Below are 16371 nucleotides of genomic sequence, written 5' to 3' on the forward strand. Positions count from 1 at the left end.
TTTGTCGCGGCCTGCAGGCCGCGACAAACACATTTTCACCGAGTGGGGCAGCACTGGCAAGCTGCATTTATGTTCTTTGATGCATTTTGAGGTCACGCCCCCTCTCGTGAAAAAGCAGCAGAGAAAAGCCCGCAGGCTTTTCTCTGCTGCAAATAAAAAATAATCATTCCTCTGCCATTGCCAAAGCGCAACAGCGACGACCGCCGCCAGTGGCGGAAACAGGGAGGAGTTGTTGGGGCAGCGGCCAGCAAGATGCGAGCGCCGCTCAAGGCGTGAAGCAGATGCTGGGTGCCGCAACCCGTCTGCGGCGGCAATTTCAAATCGTCATTCCAGTAGGAAAGGAGGTTTTTCCATGTACGAAGCCTTACTCAAGGCCACACCGGAATATCAGAAGATCGCGGCCAGCTTTGCACAGCCCGGCCCGGCAGCGCTGTTCGGTCTGCCGCCTGCGGGCCGTGCCCTGCTGTACGCCGCGCTGCAAAAAGACCTTGGCCGGGTGCTGTGCATCGTGACCCCCGGCGAGGCCGAGGCCACCCACTTTGCGGACGACCTCAAGGCACTGGGGCTTGCCGCTGCGGTGTTCCCGCCCCGGGACTTTATGCTGCGCCCAGTGGAGGGCGCGGGCCGCGAGTACGAGTACCGCCGCCTTTCGGTGCTAGGCTCCCTTGCAGGCGGGCGGCTGAACGCGGTCTGCGTGCCCGCCGAAGCGCTGTTGCAGTACACCGTGCCCCGGGATGAATTTTTAAAGAACACTCTTACCCTCAAACCCGGCATGGTGTACAACCGCGAGGGTCTTGTGGCCCGGCTGTTCGCCGCCGGGTATGTGCGGCGCAGTCAGGTGGACGGCCCGGGACAGTTCAGTGTGCGCGGCGATATCGTGGATATCTATGCGCCGGATATGCGCCAGCCTGCCCGCGTGGAGTACTGGGACGACGAGATCGATTCCATTTCTTCCTTCGACCTGCTCACCCAGCGGCGGGACAGCGCACTGGAAAAGATCTATCTTTCCCCTGCCCGCGAGGTGCTGTTCGGCGATACCGCCGAGACTGCCGTGGCCCTGCGTGCCGCCATCAAAAAGGCACGCGGCCGGCACCGCACCGCACTGGAAAAGGCCACGGAAGCCGACCTTGCTCAGCTGGACTCCGGCCTGATGCCGGAAGCCATGGATAAATACTACGGCCTGCGCTATCCGAGCCCGGCCACCCTGCTGGATCATCTGGACACACCGCTGTTCATTCTGGACGAGGTGGGCGGCATCCGGGATGCCCAGAAGGCCACCGAGTTCCGTCGCAGCGAAGAGCTGACCGGCCTGTTGGAAGAGGGTGTGCTCTGCCCCGGGCTGGATGTACTCTACCAGACCATGGACGACCTTGCCGCTGCCGCCCAGAAGCAGAGCACCCTGCTGTGCGAGAACTTTCTGCGCGGCATGAACGAGTTCAAACTGAAAGATCTCATCAACGCCGAGGCCTTTGCCGCCCCCAACTGGAACGGCGACCTTGTCTCCCTGCGAGAAGACCTTGACCCGCTCATTGCGCAGGGCTATGCCGTCACCCTGTTTTCCGGAACGCCCAAGGGTGCCGCCGCCCTCACCCGCGACCTTGCCGACAAGGGCTACTCCGTGAGCATGAGCCGGGATGTGCGGCCCACAAAAGGCATCGTACAGGTGCTGCCGGGCCATCTGACCGCCGGGTGCACCTTTCCCTTTGCCCATGCGGCGGTGCTGTCCAGCCGCAGGCACGGCCTGGAGGAAGAGACCTCCGCCGAGACCAAAAAGCGTAAAAAGAACAAGAACGCCCTTTCCAGCCTTTCGGACATCAAGCCCGGGGACTATGTGGTGCACCAGAGCCACGGCATTGGCATGTATGCGGGCATCCAGCGGCTGGAAGTGCAGGGTGCCACGAAAGATTACCTGAAGGTGCAGTACTCCGGCTCGGACGTGCTGTATGTACCGGTGACCCAGCTGGACCTGCTGAGCCGCTACACCGCCCCCGGCGACGAGGAAAAGGTAAAGCTGGCAAAGCTGGGCGGTGCCGAGTGGCAGCGCACCCGCGCCAAGGTAAAAAAAGCCACCGAGGAAATGGCGCAGGAACTGATCGAGCTCTACGCCCGCCGCCGTCAGGCCACGGGCTACGCCTTTCCGCCGGACGGCGACTGGCAGCGGGACTTTGAGACCCGCTTTGACTACGACGAGACAGACGACCAGCTGAACGCCACCGCCGAGATCAAGCAGGACATGGAAAAGGGCTGGCCCATGGACCGCCTGCTGTGCGGCGACGTGGGCGTGGGCAAGACCGAAGTGGCCCTGCGCGCCGCCTTCAAGTGCGTGATGGGCGGCAAGCAGTGCGCCATCCTTGCCCCCACCACCCTGCTGGCGTGGCAGCACTACAACACCATCCTCTCCCGCATGGAAGCTTTTCCCGTGAAGGTGGAGATGATGTCCCGCTTCCGCACCGCAAAACAGCAGAAGGAGACCCTCCGGGGCCTGCAGTCGGGCAGTGTGGACATCGTGGTGGGCACCCACCGGCTGCTGTCCAAGGACGTGAAGTTCCATGACCTCGGCCTTGTCATCATCGATGAAGAGCAGCGCTTCGGTGTGAAGCACAAGGAAAAGCTCAAGGAGAACTTCATCGGGGTGGACATGCTCACCCTTTCGGCTACCCCCATCCCCCGCACGCTGAACATGGCCATGAGCGGAATCCGGGACCTTTCCACCATCGAGCAGCCGCCCATCGAGCGGCAGCCCGTGGAGACCTTTGTGCTGGAATACAACGACGTGATCCTTGCCGAAGCCATGAAGAAGGAGCTTGCCCGGGGCGGGCAGGTGTACTACCTGCACAACCGGGTGGACAACATCGAAGCCTGCGCCGCCCATGTGAGCAAGCTGGTGCCCGGCGCACGCATCGGCATTGCCCACGGCAAGATGACCGAGGAAGAGCTGAACCCCGTGTGGCAGCATCTGCTGAACGGCGAGATTGATATTCTGGTGTGCACCACCCTCATCGAGACCGGCATCGACGTGCGCAACTGCAACACCCTCATCATCGAGGATGCCGACCGCATGGGCCTTGCCCAGCTGTACCAGATAAGAGGCCGGGTGGGCCGCTCCGGCCGCAAGGCCTATGCCTACTTCACCTTCCGGCGGGACAAGACCCTGACCGATATCGCCCAGAAGCGGCTCTCCGCTATCCGGGAGTTCACGGCCTTCGGCTCCGGCTTCCGCATCGCCATGCGGGATCTGCAGATCCGGGGTGCGGGCAGTCTTCTGGGCCACAGCCAGCACGGCCACATGGAGGCCGTGGGCTACGACCTCTACGTGAAGATGCTGGGGCAGGCCATTGCCCGGGCCAAGGGCGAACCTGTCCGGCGGGACAAGAGCGAATGCCTTGTGGACCTGCGGGTGGATGCCTTCATCCCGGAGAAATATATCGCAGACGGCCCGGGCCGCATTGAAGCTTATAAGCGCATTGCCGCCATCCAGACGGCAGAGGATGCCGCCGATGTGCTGGACGAGCTCATCGACCGCTACGGCGACCCGCCGCCCTCGGTGAGCGATCTGGTCAACGTGTCGCTGGTACGCGTGCAGGCCAGCACTGTGGGCGTGACCGAAGTGACCCAGAAAAAGGACACCCTCACCCTGCAGCTGGAAAGTCTGGAACTACCCATGATCCGGGGCCTGCTGGTGGCCTTCAATGGCCGCGTCACCGCCGGTGCAGGCAACCGGCCCTATCTCTCGGTCACGCTTCAGCCCGACGAAAAGCCGCTGGAGCTGCTGCAAAGCATCCTCAAGGCGATGGCAGAGATCCTTGCCTCCGCCGAGCAAAAATAAACATCATAGGAGCATTACCATGAAAAAGAAACTTCTCGCGCTGATCTGCGCACTTGCACTGGTGTTCAGCCTTGTGGGCTGCACCATTTCCGCCCCGGACACCGTGGGCAACATCGGTGATTTTGAGATCACCTCCGGCATGTATCTGCTGGCACAGTACGGTGCTTACCAGCAGGCCGCCCAGCTTGCCGGCACCGATCAGGACACCACCGACGTAAAAGCCTTCCTGAAGGAGACCATCACCACCGACTCCGACAGCGGCGAGACCGCTGTGGTCAGCGACTACGTGGCCCAGAAAACGCAGGAAACACTGGAAACGCTGGCCGCTGTGGATGCCCGCTTCAAGGCACTGGGCGGTGAGATGACCGATGAGCAGCTTTCCACTGCCGACCGTTATGCCCAGCAGATGATGGACCAGTACGGCGACACCTACACCGCCAACGGCATTGGTCTGGAGACCGTCAAGGCATATGAACGTCTGCAGGTGGAGCACACCGCCCTGCTGGATATGGTCTACGGCCCGGACGGCGAGACCCCAGTGGAGGACGACGAGCTGACCAGCCATCTGGACGACAGCATGTATGAGATCTGCTACATCAGCATCCCGCTGTACAATACCAGCACCTACGCCTTTGCGGACGATGACCAGAAGGCCGAGATGCTCAAGCTGGCACAGGCCGCTGCCGACAGCGTCAACGCCGCAGGCGGCGAGACGGTCTCGGATCAGGTAAGTGCCCTGCATGAGGCCGCACAGAATGCCCTGCCGGACATCTACGCTGTGCTGGACAGCGAAACCTCCGACGACAGCGCCAGCGTCCAGACCGAGCTGCTGACCGAGAGCGATGTTGCTTCGGCCTTTACGCAGGACGGTGCTGCCGATGCTCTGCGCAGCCTTTCCTACGGCGAAGCCGCTGCCGTGCAGATCAACGGCTCCACCCTGCTCCTGATGGTGCGTGTAGACCCGCTGAGCGTTTCTTCGCTGGACGACCTGCGCAGCCAGATCCTGAGCGATATGAAGGGCGGCGAGCTGGACGACGCACTGGCCGCAGGCGGTGCAGAGCTGGCACACGATCTGGACAGCTCTGCCATGAACAAGCTGCCCGCCAAAAAGATCGTGAACAACAGCGCCAACAGCTGAGAGCTGCTGTAACATAAAACTCCCTCAGTCATCGCGCAGCGATGACTGAGGGAGTTTTTTCTTTTACCGCGTCACTTTTGCGAACTCTGCGGCAAGGGCAGCATTCACCGAGCGGACGGCATTGGCATCCGGCTTGATCTCGGCCCGGTCATAGGTAAACAGACCGTTCACCTCATCTTCCACATCCGTCAGCTGGGTGTACACCAGCGCCGAGAGTCCTTTTTTGAGCTGCGGCAGCACCGTGCCCAATTGCAGCTTTTTGCAGCGGGCGGTCAGGTCTGCGCGGCTCTTGGCCGTGCCGTAGCCGTAGGTTTTGCCCGGTGCTTCGTGCCCCGGCATGGGCCATGCAATACCGCCGTATTCACTCAGGGCCACGGTACGGCTTCCGGGCTTTACATGCAGCGGATAGAAATAGTTGTGGATGGAGCACACATCTCCGCCGCCCTGATCATACCAACCGCTGGCCTCGTCCACAAGGCGGGTATCGTCCAGCGTGCGGATGGCCTGCACTGCCCTGGCCGCATCAAACTGGCCCCAGCCTTCGTTGAAGGGTACCCAGCAGCCGATGCACGGATGGCAGCGCAGGGCTTCCACGGTGGCTTGCAGCTCTTTGCGGTATGTTTCCCGGCTGGATGCTTTTCCGCGGCTCAGCAGGCCCCAGAGCGGTTCTGCGTCGGGCAGGCGGCGCACAAGGGGCTGCAGCACATTGGTCAGGTAGGTGACGAACCACAGGTTGTATCTGCTGCCGCCGTTCACCATGTCCTGCCAGACCACAAGGCCCAGCCTGTCGCAGTGGTAGTACCAGCGCTGCGGCTCGATCTTGGCGTGCTTGCGCAGCAGGTTGAATCCCAGCGCTTTCACCTCGCTCAGCTCCCGCTCCACCGCCGCATCGGAAGGCGGGGTATACAGGCCCTGCGGCCAGTAGCCCTGGTCCAGCAGGCCGTTGAGCAGGATGGGCTTTCCGTTTAGGCAGAAGCGCAGCACGCCCCGCGCATCCGGCTCACAGCTCCACTTGCGCAGGGCAAAGTAGCTGTGAACGGTGTCGAACTGCTCCTCCCCTCCCTGCATGGTGCCCACGGTCAGGTCATACAAAAACGGGGTATCCGGGCTCCACGGAAAGAAATGTTCCTCCGGGATGTTCAGCGTCACCTCGCCGTCCCGGTCCGCTTCGTCGCTGCCCCAGTCCTCGGCAATGGTCACGCCCCCGGCCCGCACCACGGCCCACAGGTTCACTGCACCTCCGGGCATGGAAGTATGGGCTTTCACGGTCACGGTGCGGGCATCGTAGTCCGGCGTGACCGTGAGCGACTGGATGTAGTTTTCCGGCACACGCTCCAGCCAGACCGTCTGCCAGATGCCGCTCTGGGCCGGATAGAACATGCCGCCGGGCTTCAGGGTCTGCTTGCCCCGTGCCTGCGTGCCGCTGTCCGTAGGGTCCTGCACGGCCACCCACAGGCTGTTGCGGCCCGTATCGTTGAGCTGGGCGGTGACATCCAGTGTGAAGGGCCAGTAGCCGCCCCGATGGCCGCCCACCAGATGGCCGTTCACCTGCACCGCACAGGCATCGTCCACCGCGCCGAAGTGCAGCAGCACCCGGCCCCCTTCTCCCGGAGGGGGAGCAAAGGTGCAGTGGTAGTGCAGCCACTGGCCGGGCTGCAGGGTGCGGCCCACGCCGGAGGCCTTTGTTTCCGGAGAGTAGGGCACCAGAATGCTGCCGTCCCACGCAGCGGGGTATTCTGTTGTCTGAGTAATGGCGTACTTCCACAGGCCGTTCAGGTTCTCATAGCTGTCCCGGCGCATAGCCGGGCGAGGATATTCCGGGAGTGGTTGCATGGTTTCACCGCCTTTGATTTGTTGGTTTCATTCTAGCACAGGGCGGGTGGCTTGTATAGACTGAGCAGCAACGATTTGGAATTGCCGCCGCGTTCGCTCTGGACGAGTTGTGGCACCCAGCGTCTGCTGCGGCCCTTGAGCGGGCCTTGCATCCTGCTGGCCACGGCCCCACGCGATTACGCTCTGCACCGGAAGCATTTTCCACATACAAAAAGGCTACTGCACCAAATGGCGCAGCAGCCTTTGTTTTTGCAATGATAAAACAGAAAACCAGAAGTCAGAGCTTACTCTTCGTCCTCGCCCTCATCCTCGTCATCTTCGTCATCATCGTCCTCTTTCGGCTTATAGAAGATGCCGCTCAGGAGGATGCTGATGAAGTACAGCAGCACCATGGGGCCGGCCACCATGCACTGAGACACGATATCCGGCGGGGTGACAACGGCCGCGATGAAGAAGATGATCACGATGGCAACGCCGCGCACCTGCTTGAGCAGCTGCGGGTTGATAATGCCCATCTTGGACAGGATGATGGTGATCAGAGGCATCTCAAACACGCAGCCAAAAATGATGAACATGGTCAGACAGAGGTTGACGTAGCTCTCGATACTGGTGGTGGTCTGGATGTACTCGGCACCCTCGATGCCGGTGCTGAGGAAACGCAGCATGAAGGGCATCATGAGCTTGTAGGCGAACAGCACGCCCACGCAGAACAGGATAAGGCCCAGCAGCATGACCAGCTTGAAGAAGGTGCTCTCGCTCCGTTTCAGACCCGGCCTTGCAAATGCATAGATGTGGTAGAACGCCACCGGCACAGTGACCACCACGCCTGCCAGAATGGAGACGCGGAAATACTGCATCAGCTTTTCCTGCGGGGCAATGGAAACAAACTCGTAATAGTCGCGGCCCATGGCAGTGAGCAGATCGATCAGACGGTCGGCGTATGCCAGCGAGACCACAACACCCACCACGAACACCACCGCGCAGATGATCAGCCTGTTCCGCAGTTCTTTCAGATGGCCGGTCAGCGTCATGCTGCCGTCCTCTGCCATGACTTCGGCTTTTTTCTTTTTGCGCTTAACGTTCGTAGCCACAATTACTCCTCGTCTTCGTCCTTCTTGGAAACCTGCTTCTCGGTCTTCTCCTCGGAATCATCGGAGCCTTCCTCGTCCTCCATGCCCTTCTTGAAGCCGTTGATGGTCTTGCCGAACATCTTGCCCAGCTTCGGCAGGTTCTTGGGTCCAAAGATCAGCAGAGCGACGACCAGGATGATCAGCAGTTCGTTAGTACCAATACGCATAATAAAAATCTCCTTTTTACTTTGCCGCGCCGCGTGGCGGGCTTATTGCATGTATCAGGCAACCGCGGGCGCGGGTGCATCCAGTAAGTAATCAGTCCTTCGGCAGAACATCATTCTGACGAGGGTCTTCCTCCACCGGCTCGGCCGCAGGAGCAGCCTCGGCAGCTTCCTGTGCGGGAGCCGCTTCTGCAGCAGGCTCGGCCTTTTCCTCTGCGGGTGCAGCGGCAGGCTCAGCCTTTTCAACCGGGGCGGCGGGTTCTTCGGCCTTCTCGGCAGGTGCAGCGGTCTCCTCAGCGGGAGCGCTCTCCTCTGCCTTGGCGGCAGATGCAGCGTCCTCTTCCAGCTCTTCCACCGGCTCCTCGGTCAGCTCGGTCACTTCCTCGGCGGCTTCTGCCTTGGCAGCTTCCTCCTTGCTGGTCTTGCCGATACCGGTAAAGCTCTTGGTCACATCCTTGACGCTGTTGTCGATATCCTTCTTGATATCGGTCAGCGGGGCTACAGCTTCCTTCAGAGGAGCTTGGATCTCATTCAGCGGCTCCACAACGTTCTTCTGGATCTCCTCAGAAGCAGCGCCGGTGTACTTTTTCAGTTCACGCAGCATCTTGCCGATCTTCTTTGCGTAGACGGGCAGCTGATCCGGGCCGATGAACACGAACGCCACGATCACGATGACGACAAGTTCCCAAAAACCAATTTTCATACTAACTCGTTTCCTTTCCTGTGCGGCGGGACGTTTTCTGGGGCCGACGCACCTGCATTGCAGTGCGTGCCGTGAACCGTTCTTTGCCCTGTTCTTCGTCCGCTTCCGTGGGAGTTCGGCGCTCTTTGCGCCTGTGTTGCCCTACTTATACCGAAAAGTGGTGAACTCATTCTGAACAATATATGAATTTTTCATGAACGAGTGCATATTCAGGGTATTTTTGTAAACAAATAATATTTTGCACTTGCTTTATTACATTTTGGATAGGATACAACAGCGCAGTCTTTTGCAAAAAAAGAGGACACCGCACAAAACGGTGTCCCCTGAAGCGTCCTTTGCGGGGATCAGTGGCCGCAGCTCTCGCAGTGGTCGCAGTCCTCTTCGAGCTTACCCACGATGGGTTCCGGATCGATGCCCTGACGGCGGTAGTAGTCGGACAGAGCAGCCTTGACGGCCTGCTCGGCCAGAACAGAGCAGTGCACCTTGATGGGAGGCAGACCTTCCAAAGCTTCCACAACGGCCTTGTTGGTCAGCTTGAGCGCCTCGTCGATGGTCTTGCCCTTGATGAGGTCGGTGGCCATGCTGCTGGTGGCGATGGCGGCACCGCAGCCGAAGGTGAGGAACTTGACATCCACGATCACGTTGTTCTCGATCTTCAGGTACATGCGCATGATATCGCCGCACTTGGGGTTGCCCACTTCGCCCACGCCGTTTGCGTCGGGGATCTCACCCACATTGTGCGGATTTGCAAAATGCTCCATGACCTTTGCGCTATACATGCTTGCCATAATTACTGCTCTCCCTTCAGGCTGAACTGGCGGGCCGTGTTCTGGCCCTGCAGCCACATACAACTCATAGCACGGCGGCGGGGGATCACTTCCTCCAGCACGTCGCACAGATATTTTGCTTCTTCCATGGTGTTCTGCGGGCCAAAGGTGAACCGCATGGAGCCGTGGCCGATCTCCTCAGGCACGCCGATGCTCAGCAGGACATGGCTGGGGTCCAGACTGTCGGAGTTGCAGGCAGAGCCGGTGGAGGCGCAGATGCCGTGCATATCCAGATCCAGCAGGATGGTCTCGCCTTCCAGACCCGGGAAGCTGATGTTCACATTGTTGGGCAGACGGGGGCTGCGGCCGCCGTTCAGGCGGGCTTCCGGGATGTTCTTGAGGACGCGGTCGATGACATAATCGCGCAGCTCGCTCTCGTGGGCCATGCGCTCATCCAGATGCGCCGTGGCGATCTCCAGTGCCTTGCCCATGGCAGCAATGCCGGCCACGTTCTCGGTGCCTGCACGGTGGCGGGCCTCCTGACTGCCGCCATCGATCAGGTTCTGGGGCCATACGCCCTTGCGGCAATACAGGGCACCCATGCCCTTGGGGCCGTTGAACTTGTGGGCGCTCATGGACAGCATATCCACGCCCAGCTCCTTCACATCCACGGGGATGGCACCCACAGCCTGCACCGCGTCGGTGTGCATCCACACACCGTGCTTGTGAGCAACCTCGGCGATCTCCTTGATGGGCTGGATGGTGCCGATCTCGTTGTTGGCCATCATGATGCTGACCAGCGCGGTATCGGGACGGATGGCAGCTTCCACGTCCTCGGGACGGATGTAGCCCTCGGCGGTGGGCTTGATATAGGTCACTTCAAAGCCCATGCGCTCCAGTGCAGCCATGCTGTGCATGATAGCATGGTGCTCAAAAGCGCTGGTGATGAGGTGCTTTTTGTTCTGGCGTGCCTTGGTGAAGGCGGTGCCCTTTACGGCCCAGTTGTCGGCCTCGGAGCCGCAACTGGTAAAGAAGAGCTCAGCCGGACTTGCATTGATGGCCTTTGCCACCTGCGCACGACCGGTGTCCACGAATTCCTTAGCCTCATAGCCCACACTGTAATGGCTGCTGGGGTTGCCGCAGGCACCGCTCAGGGCTTTGACCATCAATTCCAGTGCCTCGGGAGCACAGGGAGTGGTGGCAGCATTATCCAGATAAACCACTTTTTCCATGTTTTCCATAGGAATGATCCTTTCTTATTGAACGCGTCTGCGGGAGCCTTGAATGCCCTGTGCAGATGCGGAATCCTTTCAACGGATAAGTTATACCATATCATTCCCTAGTATGTCAATATGAATACTGGATTTTCGTGATTCAGTCACCTTTTTTGCCCTTTCCGGTCAGTTTTCCCAGTACCACCTTCCACTTGGGGTAGCCCCAGCGCTTATCTTCGGCAAAATCGTCCGCCAGCTTCCACGGAAAATTGCTGCCGTCAAAGTAAAGATTGCCCGCCTCGTCCACGCGGTCCAGCTTTTTGGGCAGATACGCCTCGTCGTAGTAGCTCTTGCGGCGGTCGGGCAGCACCCAGTGCAGGGTGCCGTCCTCGTCCATGCCGGATGCCCATACGCCGAACACGAAGGTTGCGGCTTCGCCGTAGCAGTGCTGCTCAAAGCGGATGGCACCATCGTAATAGAACTTGATGACCTCCAGCGTGCCGGATTCCTTTTTGCCGTCGCGGCCCAAGGTGGGGCGGTAGTCCTGCTGGTAGCGGCAGCCGCAGTGACTGCCGGCAAAATCTTTTGCGTGGAACGACATGGAGTTATCCTTCTTTCTTTTTAAAAATGCCCTTCAAAGTCGCCCTCGATCTCATAGGGCCAGCTCAGGATGCCGCCCAGATCGTACAGGCGGGTGTAGCCAAGGCTTTCCAGCTTGCGCACGGCATCGGCACTGCGGCGGCCGGTGCGGCAGTAGACCAGCCATACAGCGTTCTTATCTGGCAGCACCTCAGCCGCACGGCTCAGCACCTGACCCAGCGGCAGCAGCTTTGCGCCGGGGATGTGGCCCACGGCAAACTCGTCCGGCTCCCGGACATCTACAGCAGCCGCCTCGTGTGCATCCAGCAGACGGATGGCATCGGCAGCCGTGATCTTCTCACTCATACTCTCACTCCTTATAATATTCTCTTATCCATCCTATGATAGCAGACCTTTTTTGTTTGCACAAGAGGATACCTTTGCAAAATCCGAGCAACGTGCTATACTATAGGAAGCAATAAGGAGAGGATCGCCATGAAATTTTCGACCAAAAGCCGTTATGCCCTGCGCCTGATGGCCGAGCTGGCACGTTATGCGCCGGGCACCACCGTGAGCCTTAAGGAGATCAGTGAGCGGCAGAACCTGAGCCTGAAATATTTGGAGCAGATCGTGACCCCGCTGGCCCGTGTGGGCCTTGTAAAAAGCGAGCGCGGCAGTCAGGGCGGCTACCGCCTGACCAAAGCCCCTGCCGACTACACCGCCGGCGAGATCCTGCGCGCCATTGAGGGCAGCGTGGCACCCATTCCCTGCCTTGGCAGCGAGACCAACGAGTGCCCCATGTGGGAGCAGTGCTTCACCCTGCCCTTCTGGACCGGCCTTGATGAGGTGATCAACCAGTATATCGACAGCGTAACGCTGGAACAGCTTTCCAGCCAGCTGCCTGCATCCGATAAAAAAGAAGGCTGTTGCAGCTGCGGCACGAAAAATGCCTGAATCTTGAAAGAAATGCTTGACATTCGCCTTTGCATCGGCTATAATAACAAAGCATTCAGCGAATGCCTATAGGGGTATAGCTCAGCTGGTAGAGCAGCGGTCTCCAAAACCGCGTGCCGTGAGTTCGAAACTTACTACCCCTGCCATAAACGCACAGGTTTTTCGGAACCTGTGCGTTTTGTTTTTGTACTCAAAGCAATCCGCACTCCGTCAGCCTGCTTTTGCAGTCATACAACAAAAAAACACCCCGAAGTCCTAAGGCTTCGAGGTGTCTGCTGTGGAGCTGCTATCCAGATTCGAACTGGAGACCTCATCCTTACCAAGGATGCGCTCTACCAACTGAGCTATAGCAGCAAATGGCGACCCGGATCGGGCTCGAACCGACGACCCCCAGCGTGACAGGCTGGTGCTCTAACCAACTGAGCTACCGGGCCATGATCGCTCAAGTTTCGCGCGGCGCTTACCGCCGGAACGTGCTTTATTATATCGAAAAAGCGTCCGCTTGTCAAGCATGAATTTACGAAAAACGCAAAAAAGCCTGAAAGAGCCGTTCAAAGCCCGCTCTGCCCTGTTCCGGACCCGCACAGCAGAAACGATCTACACAAAGAAAAACGCCCCGAAATCTTTCGACTTCAGGGCATCTGAGCTGGAGCTGCTATCCAGATTCGAACTGGAGACCTCATCCTTACCAAGGATGCGCTCTACCAACTGAGCTATAGCAGCGCAATCACAGCTCAGTTATAATACCACAGTTTCCACCGTTTGGCAAGAGGTTTTTGCAAAAAAATCTGGATTTTTGCAAAAAAGTCGTTTTTTACGAAAGAACTCCCCCAGTCTGCTTACGCAGACAGCCCCCTCGGAGATGGGGCCTTTGGCAGTACGGACAACTTTCCGGTTTTGCCAAGGGCTCCCTCTCTGAGGGAGCTGGCATCGCGCAGCGATGACTGAAGGAGTCTTACTTTATCACTCGATCAGGCCGTTCAGCAGGGACAGGCACTTGCGGCTGTGCAGCTTGCGGATCGCCTTTGCCTCGATCTGGCGCACACGCTCACGGGTAACGCCAAAGTCACGGCCAACCTCTTCCAGCGTACGGGGACGGCCATCGTCCAGACCAAAGCGCAGGCGGATGACCTTCTCTTCACGAGGGGTCAGGCTCTTGAGAGCCAGATTGATCTGCTGTGCCACCATGGCGCGGTCTGCGGCCTTGCCGGGGGCTTCGGCGTTTTCGTCTGCGACGAAATCGCCCAGAGAAGAATCCTCTTCCTCACCCACGGGGCTTTCCAGACTTGCCGGCTCCTGTGCCATGCGCTGGATCTCGCGCACACGCTCCACACTCATATCCATGGCCTTTGCCAGCTCTTCCGGGGTCGGCTCGTGACCGTTCTGGTACACCAGCTGGTTGGTGGCCTGACGCATCCGGTTGATGGTCTCCACCATGTGCACCGGGATGCGGATGGTACGGGCCTGATCCGCAATGGCACGGGTGATGGCCTGACGGATCCACCAGGTTGCATAGGTGGAGAAGCGGAAGCCGCGGTCACAGTCGAACTTCTCGGCAGCCTTGATCAGGCCGATGTTGCCCTCCTGGATCAGATCCAGGAATGCCAGATTGTGGCCCACATGCTTTTTGGCAATGGACACCACCAGACGCAGGTTCGCTTCGCTCAGGCTGCGGCGGGCGTTCAGGCCATCGCGGCGGGTCTTGAGCAGCTCAGCGCGCTTTTCGTCGCTCAGGGGGCCGTTCTCCACAGCCTCCATAGCTTCCTCTTCGGCAGCCTTTTCCTCGGCATCCTCGCTGGGCTTCTCGTTGCCCTCCTCGTCCAGATCTTCGGTATAGCTGCGGCTGTTCTCATCCTCTTCAAACGAGAAGCGGGCGCTGTTCTTTTTGATGTACTCCGGCCCGCCGTACTTCTGGCGGTCGGCCTGCAGGATGTGCGCCGCCTCGGCACCGGCATGGATGCGACGGCTCAGCTCCACCTCCTGCTCCGCGCTCAGCAGCGGGATCTGGCCGATCTGCTTGAGGTAGTTCTTAACGGGGTCGTCCAGCAGTTCGTCCATGGCAGCCTTCAGGTCTGCAGGGTTCTCCTCGCTCTGCTCTTCCTCGTCCTCGCTGATGCCCATATCATCGTTGTTGTTCTCGGCATTCTCGACCTCGGCCATGATGCTGTCCACATCCAGCGTAGGCTCTGCATCCTCTTCCAGAACCTTGATGCCGCGTTCTTCCAGAAGGGTGTAGAGCGTTTCCTCATCCATTCTGCACTGTGCAGCCAGCGCCTTGGCCTCCTTGGCCGAAATGGTGCCTTCGCCTTTCGTCAACAGTTCCTTTAAAGTCATGCCCATTTTGCTCTCTCCTTCTTGCTCCGGGGATGCTCCCGCCGGGGGAAATCCTGTAATAAAGTGTTCCTGCGCATCAGATCACAAGTCCTCCGTTCACGCCGAACACCTGACCGGTGATGTAGCCCGCACCCTCGCCGGCAAGGAACACCAGCAGCTGCGCCACTTCGTCTGCGCTGCCAAGACGGCCCACAGGGGTCTCTTCGGCCAGCGCGGCCTTATCCTCGGCGGTGAATGCTGCCATCATATCGGTATCAATGACCCCGGGCGCAACACAGTTCACTGTGATGCCGCTTGGGCCTTCTTCTTTGGCCAAAGCCTTGGTCAGGCCGATCAGGCCTGCCTTTGCTGCAGAGTAATGCACCTCGCAGCTGCCGCCGGTCTGGCCCCACATGCTGCTCACGGTCAGGATGCGTCCGGCCTTGCGGCGGATCATACCCGGCAGCGCCAGCTGACACAGGTGGAACGCACCGGTCAGGTTCACGTCCAGCATATGCTGCCACTCTTCCGGGGTGATGTCGGTGAACAGCTTCTGCTGGGCGATGCCCGCATTGCTCACCAGCACATCCACACGGCCCAGTGCCTGTTCTGCGGTGCGGAACGCAAGCTCGCAGCTGGCGCGGGACGCCACATCGCACTGCACGGCGGTGATACCGGGCAGCTGTTTTTCCAGCTCTGCAGCGGCTTTGGCATTGCTGTGGTACAGCACCGCCACGCGGTAGCCCGCCGCATAGAACGCCCGGGCCGCAGCGGCACCAATGCCGCGGTCGCCGCCGGAGATCAGCACACAGCGGCCATTGGCTGCTACCTGCACGGTAGGTGCCGGTGTTTTCTCCGGCTCTTCCTGCACAGGCTCCGGCATTTCCGGCTGCGGCGCAGGCTGGGGCTTTTCCAGCACCATCACCCGGGTGGGTTCGTCCACCACGGGTGCTGCCGCCTTTGGCTTTGGCGGTACGGGCGGCTCCTGTGCAGCCTGTTCCGGCTGCGGCTCCTCACCCGACAGATTGAACGTCAGTTCAAATTCATCTTCGTACAAGAGTATAGTCCTCCTGTCGTGATCTCTGCACTGCAAAGGTATGCCGTGCAGGAGATGTCTGTGCGGCCCATCGCCGTCCGTTCAGCGTCCATTTCTTATCCGGTCAAAGTCCGGTGCTCGGCGCGGCAGACAGCTGCATAAGATGGGTTTCGACAAAACACCATTAAATAATATAGCACAATTTGCCGAAAAAAGAAAGTGGAAGCCGCCTACTTTTTACGCAGCTTCCACTTTTTTACGGTTTCTTCATATTCCATGCCGGTCATACAGGCGGTTTCCACTTCGGCCGGGCCGCAAGCCGTGCCCGCAGATCCTTGAAAAACGCCTGCAGCAGCTCCTGTGCTTCCTCTGCGCGCAGCCCCTGCTCCACCACCGGGTGGTGGTTGAAGGGCATTGCAAACAGGTCAGTCACACTGCCGCAGCAGCCCGCCTTGGTGTCTGCCGCGCCGTATACCACCCGCCGGATGCGGCTGTTGATGATGGCCCCGGCGCACATGGGGCACGGCTCCAGCGTGACGAACAGCTCGCACTCCCACAGCCGCCAGCCGCCCAGCTTTTTGCAGGCGGCATCAATGGCCAGTAGCTCTGCATGATGCAGGGCGTTTTTTTCGGTCTCGCGGGTGTTGTGGGCGGCAGCTACCACCTCGCCGTTGCGGGCCACCACGGCCCCCACCGGCAGACGCTCTTCCGATC

14 protein-coding genes and 4 tRNA genes are annotated in these 16371 nt (G+C 59.6%); 4 read left to right on the forward strand and 14 right to left on the reverse strand.

Translation table 11 applies throughout. From position 1 onward, the window contains the following. Positions 1 to 352 precede the first annotated feature (352 nt). Together mfd and QZL71_RS06840 are read left to right on the forward strand one after the other, a co-directional pair. On the forward strand, positions 353 to 3826 hold the full coding sequence (mfd, locus tag QZL71_RS06835) for a transcription-repair coupling factor (RefSeq protein WP_294648341.1): 3474 nt from the start codon (positions 353 to 355) through the stop codon (positions 3824 to 3826). Between the two features lie 19 nt (positions 3827 to 3845). Next, positions 3846 to 4964: a foldase gene (locus tag QZL71_RS06840; protein ID WP_294648342.1), complete on the forward strand. Its 1119-nt coding sequence runs from the start codon at positions 3846 to 3848 to the stop codon at positions 4962 to 4964. Between the two features lie 63 nt (positions 4965 to 5027). Here the strand turns inward: QZL71_RS06840 and QZL71_RS06845 are convergent, their stop codons facing one another. From QZL71_RS06845 to QZL71_RS06880, 8 genes are all read right to left on the reverse strand, one after another. Next, positions 5028 to 6797, reverse strand: coding sequence for a glycoside hydrolase family 2 protein (locus tag QZL71_RS06845; RefSeq protein WP_294648343.1), 1770 nt, complete (start codon positions 6795 to 6797; stop codon positions 5028 to 5030). A 284-nt stretch (positions 6798 to 7081) separates the two neighbouring features. Next, the gene (gene tatC / locus QZL71_RS06850) at positions 7082 to 7888 is read right to left on the reverse strand and encodes a twin-arginine translocase subunit TatC (RefSeq protein ID WP_120079805.1); all 807 of its coding nucleotides are present in this window, start codon (positions 7886 to 7888) and stop codon (positions 7082 to 7084) included. Between the two features lie 2 nt (positions 7889 to 7890). Continuing rightward, entirely contained in the window at positions 7891 to 8094 is a 204-nt protein-coding gene (gene tatA, locus QZL71_RS06855) for a twin-arginine translocase TatA/TatE family subunit (protein WP_005937852.1), read from the reverse strand. Between the two features lie 91 nt (positions 8095 to 8185). Continuing rightward, complete coding sequence (locus QZL71_RS06860) at positions 8186 to 8794, reverse strand: Sec-independent protein translocase subunit TatA/TatB (protein WP_120079803.1); 609 nt, start codon at positions 8792 to 8794, stop codon at positions 8186 to 8188. A gap of 344 nt (positions 8795 to 9138) precedes the next feature. Further along, positions 9139 to 9582 carry a Fe-S cluster assembly scaffold protein NifU gene (nifU, locus tag QZL71_RS06865; protein WP_005937858.1) on the reverse strand — a complete coding sequence of 148 codons (444 nt, stop codon included), beginning with the start codon at positions 9580 to 9582 and terminating at the stop codon, positions 9139 to 9141. A gap of 2 nt (positions 9583 to 9584) precedes the next feature. Beyond that, complete coding sequence (locus QZL71_RS06870; RefSeq protein ID WP_097774421.1) at positions 9585 to 10802, reverse strand: cysteine desulfurase family protein; 1218 nt, start codon at positions 10800 to 10802, stop codon at positions 9585 to 9587. A 133-nt stretch (positions 10803 to 10935) separates the two neighbouring features. After that, complete coding sequence (locus tag QZL71_RS06875) at positions 10936 to 11376, reverse strand: hypothetical protein (RefSeq protein ID WP_097774420.1); 441 nt, start codon at positions 11374 to 11376, stop codon at positions 10936 to 10938. 20 nt (positions 11377 to 11396) lie between these two features. After that, on the reverse strand, positions 11397 to 11720 hold the full coding sequence (locus QZL71_RS06880; RefSeq protein WP_005937868.1) for a rhodanese-like domain-containing protein: 324 nt from the start codon (positions 11718 to 11720) through the stop codon (positions 11397 to 11399). 129 nt (positions 11721 to 11849) lie between these two features. Here QZL71_RS06880 and QZL71_RS06885 point away from each other — a divergent pair, with 129 nt between their 5' ends. Both QZL71_RS06885 and QZL71_RS06890 read left to right on the forward strand, forming a co-directional pair. Further along, positions 11850 to 12308: an RrF2 family transcriptional regulator gene (locus QZL71_RS06885; RefSeq protein ID WP_005937871.1), complete on the forward strand. Its 459-nt coding sequence runs from the start codon at positions 11850 to 11852 to the stop codon at positions 12306 to 12308. A 70-nt stretch (positions 12309 to 12378) separates the two neighbouring features. After that, positions 12379 to 12454 (forward strand) — tRNA-Trp (locus tag QZL71_RS06890). A gap of 132 nt (positions 12455 to 12586) precedes the next feature. On the opposite strand, the gene QZL71_RS06895 is transcribed toward QZL71_RS06890, so the two are convergent. From QZL71_RS06895 to QZL71_RS06920, 6 genes are all read right to left on the reverse strand, one after another. Further along, positions 12587 to 12662, reverse strand: a tRNA-Thr gene (locus tag QZL71_RS06895). A 3-nt stretch (positions 12663 to 12665) separates the two neighbouring features. Next, positions 12666 to 12742 (reverse strand) — tRNA-Asp (locus QZL71_RS06900). Positions 12743 to 12955: 213 nt separating this feature from the next. Further along, positions 12956 to 13031, reverse strand: a tRNA-Thr gene (locus tag QZL71_RS06905). 240 nt (positions 13032 to 13271) lie between these two features. Beyond that, positions 13272 to 14648, reverse strand: a complete 1377-nt coding sequence (locus tag QZL71_RS06910) for a sigma-70 family RNA polymerase sigma factor (RefSeq protein ID WP_005937878.1) — start codon at positions 14646 to 14648, stop codon at positions 13272 to 13274. Positions 14649 to 14718: 70 nt separating this feature from the next. After that, complete coding sequence (gene fabG, locus QZL71_RS06915) at positions 14719 to 15678, reverse strand: elongation factor P 5-aminopentanone reductase (RefSeq protein ID WP_294648344.1); 960 nt, start codon at positions 15676 to 15678, stop codon at positions 14719 to 14721. 262 nt (positions 15679 to 15940) lie between these two features. Beyond that, positions 15941 to 16371: nucleoside deaminase (locus QZL71_RS06920; RefSeq protein ID WP_294648345.1), on the reverse strand; the 431-nt coding region annotated here is incomplete at its 5' end.

It is taken from the genome of uncultured Faecalibacterium sp. (assembly GCF_900066275.1).
Lineage (GTDB): Bacteria > Bacillota > Clostridia > Oscillospirales > Ruminococcaceae > Faecalibacterium > Faecalibacterium taiwanense.

Coding starts and splice junctions, on each gene's coding strand:
- mfd (WP_294648341.1), top strand. CDS start 353: ATGTACGAAGCCTTACTCAAGGCCACACCGGAATATCAGAAGATCGCG.
- tatA (WP_005937852.1), bottom strand. CDS start 8,094: ATGCGTATTGGTACTAACGAACTGCTGATCATCCTGGTCGTCGCTCTG.
- QZL71_RS06875 (WP_097774420.1), bottom strand. CDS start 11,376: ATGTCGTTCCACGCAAAAGATTTTGCCGGCAGTCACTGCGGCTGCCGC.
- QZL71_RS06840 (WP_294648342.1), top strand. CDS start 3,846: ATGAAAAAGAAACTTCTCGCGCTGATCTGCGCACTTGCACTGGTGTTC.
- QZL71_RS06880 (WP_005937868.1), bottom strand. CDS start 11,720: ATGAGTGAGAAGATCACGGCTGCCGATGCCATCCGTCTGCTGGATGCA.
- QZL71_RS06860 (WP_120079803.1), bottom strand. CDS start 8,794: ATGAAAATTGGTTTTTGGGAACTTGTCGTCATCGTGATCGTGGCGTTC.
- nifU (WP_005937858.1), bottom strand. CDS start 9,582: ATGGCAAGCATGTATAGCGCAAAGGTCATGGAGCATTTTGCAAATCCG.
- QZL71_RS06910 (WP_005937878.1), bottom strand. CDS start 14,648: ATGGGCATGACTTTAAAGGAACTGTTGACGAAAGGCGAAGGCACCATT.
- QZL71_RS06885 (WP_005937871.1), top strand. CDS start 11,850: ATGAAATTTTCGACCAAAAGCCGTTATGCCCTGCGCCTGATGGCCGAG.
- QZL71_RS06845 (WP_294648343.1), bottom strand. CDS start 6,797: ATGCAACCACTCCCGGAATATCCTCGCCCGGCTATGCGCCGGGACAGC.
- QZL71_RS06870 (WP_097774421.1), bottom strand. CDS start 10,802: ATGGAAAACATGGAAAAAGTGGTTTATCTGGATAATGCTGCCACCACT.